Genomic DNA, 2,979 nt, shown 5'->3' with positions numbered 1-2,979 from the left:
CACCTTCGGCTGGCGCGAAGCGCTCAACGAACTCGAGATCGCCTACCCGGGAAGGATCAAGTAAATCAGGTAAAGAGCACTCTCCATTACTCAGAGTAAGAATTTACACACTTGAAGTGACAAGCTCACCGGGAGGCCGCTAGTGCGCTTTGCCTGGTGTCGGCTGATTGGGGGCCGGTGGCCTCACCTGCCGGCCCCGACCGGCTCGGCATCGGGGCTGGCGGCTGGTGGGGCGGCGCTGCGCAGCGGGACCTGGCGGATGAAGAACGCCACGACGATGCCGACGGCGGTCACGGCCGCGCCCCAGGTGAACAGGGCGGTGATGCCGTCGGTGACGGCCTGCTGGAACAGGTGCTGCGCTGCTTCGGGCAGGGCACGCAGCGCTTGCGGGGTCATCGAGGTGGCGGAGGCGGCCACGCTCTGCGCGGCCGGCCCGGCGCCGGCTAGGGAGTCGGCCAGCTGGCTGGTGTAGACGGCGCCGAGCAGGGAGACGCCGAGTGAGCTGCCCATGCTGCGCAGGAAGGTCGACACCCCGGTGCCCGCGCCCATGTCGCGCAGGTCGAGGCTGTTTTGGGCGATGAGGGTGCTGGTCTGCATCAGCGCGCCCATGCCGGCGCCCAGGATCACCATGTACAGGGCCGTCATCGTGGTGGTGGTGTCGAGGTCCATGGTGGCGAACAGCGCCAGGCCGGCGGTGACGAGGATGGTGCCGATGATGGGCCACGATTTGTAGTGCCCCGTCCGGCCGATCAGCGCGCCGCCGGCCAGGCTGATGATCATCGCGGCGATCATCATCGGCATGAGCAGCAGGCCGCTGTTGGTGGCCGAGGCGCCCTGGACGAACTGCTGGAACTGCGGCAGGAAGCCGATGGCGCCGAACATGGCGAAACCCGAGATGAAGGCTACGGCCCCGGCCAGGGAGAAGTTGCGGCTCTTGAAGACTCGCAGCGGCATGATGGGCTCGGCTGCCCGTCGCTGGACGATCACGAAGGCGACGAAGGCGGCCACTGCCAGCGCCGCCAGGCCGAGGATCTGCGGCGAGCTCCAGTCGTACTGGGTGCCGCCCCAGCTGGTGATGAGCACCAGCGCGGTGATCCACACCGTCAGCAGCGCGGTGCCCCACCAGTCGATCACGGCCTTGCCGGTGCCCTTGGGCAGCTTGGCCAGGGTGATCCAGCACAGGACTAGGGTGATGACGCCGAGCGGCAGGTTGACGTAGAAGGCCCAGCGCCAGCTGAGGTTGTCGGTGATGAAGCCGCCGACGAGCGGGCCGCCGATCATCGCCACCGGCATGGCGGCCATCATCACGCCCTGGTATTTGCTGCGATCTCGCGGCGGGATCATCTCCCCAATGATCGACAGGACGCCGACCATCAGGCCGCCCGCTCCGAGGCCTTGCAGGGCGCGGAAGCCGATCAGCTGCGCCATGTCCTGCGACATCCCGCACAGGACCGAGCCGACCAGGAAGAGCGCCACGGCGGTGACGAAGGTGATGCGCCGGCCGTACAGGTCGCCGAGCTTGCCCCAGATCGGCGTGGCCACGGTGGAGGCCAGGACGTAGCCGGTGGTCACCCAGGCCAGGTGGTTCAGGCCGCCCAGCTCGCCGACGATGGTCGGCAGCGCCGGAGCGACGATCATGTTGTCGAGCATCGCCAGCAGCATGGCGATGACCAGACCGCTCATCGTCACAAGGATCTGGCGATGACTGAACCCCAGTCCGCCCTGCAGCCCTGCCGCCGGGGGACTTGGTGCGTCCTTCGTGCTCTCTTCTGCCATCACGTGTGCTCCTGTCATTCGGATAGAGATACGGGCCGGTCGGTGAGCGTACTTGCTAGTCGACCGGTAAGTGATTGGGGAACGGGCCTGGCCACGATCACAAGCTTTGTCGCGGCCGCATGTGCCTACCGGTCGGTTAGTAAGATACTTGCTAACCGACCGGTAAGCAACGGGTGTAGACTTCGGGAGAGCTGAGCTTGGGAGCAAGGAAGAGCGATGACCGAGACGGAACAGGGGACGGCTCCGCGACGTAAGGGCAGCCAGACGCGGGCCGACATCCAGCAGGCCGCGCTGACGCTGTTCACCGAGCGCGGCTACGACGCCACTTCGATGCGCGAGATCGCCGAGCAGATCGGCATCACCAAGGCAGCGCTCTACTACCATTTCGATAGCAAAGAGGCGATCGTCCTCAGTCTCTTCGAAGAGAACATGCGCGCGCTCGACGACCTGCTGGACTGGGCCGCAGGCCAGCCGCTGACTCCCGAGCTGTCCGCCGAGTTCCTGGGCCGCTGGATCGCCCAGGGTGCCCGGGAGGGACTGCGGACCATGCGGTTCGTCGCCGCCAACCATGCCGCGCTGCGCACGGTGATGCCGCTACGCCAGGGCGGCCCGCTGGACCGGGTCGACAGGGCGGCACGGCTCCTCCTCGGCCCGGACGCGCCGCTGGCTGAGCGCCTGCGCATCCGCATGGCGCTGCTCAGCGTGCACAACGCCGTGATGGCGTCCCGGGGCACCGAGGCTACGGACGACGACATTCTCGCCATCGCCATGCACGCGGCGACTTTGCTGGTCGGCGATCTGTTCCCGGCGCCGCGTTTCCCCGTTTCCGAGTAAGCGCGCAGGACGTGGGGACCAGTTCCTCAATGCCGTCCAGGTAGGACCTCATCACCAACAGCCTGAGCAGCTCGCCTCGTTCTTCGGGCGTGAAGTCGTCGAACAAGGCCGCTGCCGCCGCTTGCGACGGCCCGAGCTCCTGCTCCACCACCCGCCTGCCGGCCTGGGTGAGCGGTGCTCAGCCGGGACGTCTGGCTGCCCGGGTGTGCAGGTCTCGCATCTCCTTGTCGAGGGGTGGCACGGGCCCTATGACAGGGATGTCGGGTGCGATCTCGGTGATCGGCAGGCTCCGCACGGGTGAGGCGGGGCGCCCGAGCGCTGTGCGCCACTCGACGAGTTGTGCGGCGGAGTGGATGTAGATGATCCGGC

Annotated in this window: 2 protein-coding genes and 1 pseudogene; 1 reads left to right on the top strand and 2 read right to left on the bottom strand. The window is 67.3% G+C overall.

Features of this window, described 5'->3' with window-relative positions:
* Positions 1 to 183: 183 nt before the first annotated feature.
* A complete protein-coding gene (locus ACTWQA_RS58690) occupies positions 184 to 1,689 on the bottom strand; it encodes an MDR family MFS transporter (RefSeq protein ID WP_443167443.1) in 1,506 nt (501 codons plus the stop codon).
* Positions 1,690 to 1,992: 303 nt separating this feature from the next.
* Between ACTWQA_RS58690 and ACTWQA_RS58685 the strand changes: the two genes are divergently transcribed.
* Entirely contained in the window at positions 1,993 to 2,610 is a 618-nt protein-coding gene (locus tag ACTWQA_RS58685) for a TetR/AcrR family transcriptional regulator (protein WP_443167442.1), read from the top strand.
* Between the two features lie 178 nt (positions 2,611 to 2,788).
* Here the strand turns inward: ACTWQA_RS58685 and ACTWQA_RS58680 are convergent.
* Positions 2,789 to 2,979 (bottom strand): annotated as a pseudogene (locus ACTWQA_RS58680) (nucleoside deaminase); the annotation flags it as partial.

It is taken from the genome of Nonomuraea sp. 10N515B (assembly GCF_052245915.1).
Lineage (GTDB): Bacteria > Actinomycetota > Actinomycetes > Streptosporangiales > Streptosporangiaceae > Nonomuraea.
This window is presented reverse-complemented; position numbering and strand designations above follow the sequence as displayed.

What these genes read in the sequence shown, in the direction of transcription:
- ACTWQA_RS58685 (WP_443167442.1), top strand. Translation starts at nt 1,993, where the DNA reads ATGACCGAGACGGAACAGGGGACGGCTCCGCGACGTAAGGGCAGCCAG.